General features: G+C 63.8%; 1 protein-coding gene. It reads right to left on the bottom strand.

Going from position 1 to position 500, the window contains the following annotated elements:
• A partial coding sequence (locus DEQ92_RS22005) for a DUF302 domain-containing protein (RefSeq protein ID WP_115821787.1) occupies window positions 1–297 on the bottom strand: 297 nt, incomplete at its 3' end.
• Between the last annotated feature and the right edge of the window lie 203 nt (window positions 298–500).

The raw sequence follows: 500 nt of genomic DNA, 5'->3' as shown, positions 1-500 counted from the left end.
TTGCCAGACCACGACGTTGCACGGGAACAGCCCACCCATCCGGTTGTCGCTGGCGTCGAGCGCGCGGTTCGCCATCGACGGGTTGCAGGCCCCGAGAACGTGATACGGGTCGCGTCCGGCGTCGATCTTCTCGTTGAGCAACTCCGAGGCCGAGAATTCGGTCGCGATCCCGAAGCCGGCGTCGGTGAACGCCTCCCGAACGTGTTCGATCGCGTCTTCGTGTTCCATCTGCAGCGTCGCGCGCTCTTCGCCGATATCTGACGCAGCGATCGCTTCCGGATCTATCGGTAGAGTCATCGGGTTGTCATACGACGGGACGTGAGGAAAATCTATGCCCTTTCACAGCTTTCTCGGGCCCTCGCGCGGCAGTCTCCCCGCATCTCACAACGGGATTGGCAACCACCGCAAGGCCGCCAGTACGTCCTGCGGCGGAAACACGGGGTCGTGCAGTGCGAGCCAATCGAGCAGCGTCAGGCCGAGGCCGTGGGCGACGATCGACG

Source organism: Haloferax sp. Atlit-6N (assembly GCF_003383195.1).
Taxonomy (GTDB): domain Archaea; phylum Halobacteriota; class Halobacteria; order Halobacteriales; family Haloferacaceae; genus Haloferax; species Haloferax gibbonsii.
The sequence above is the reverse complement of the archived record's forward strand: the minus strand, read 5'-3'. Positions and strand labels throughout refer to the sequence as shown.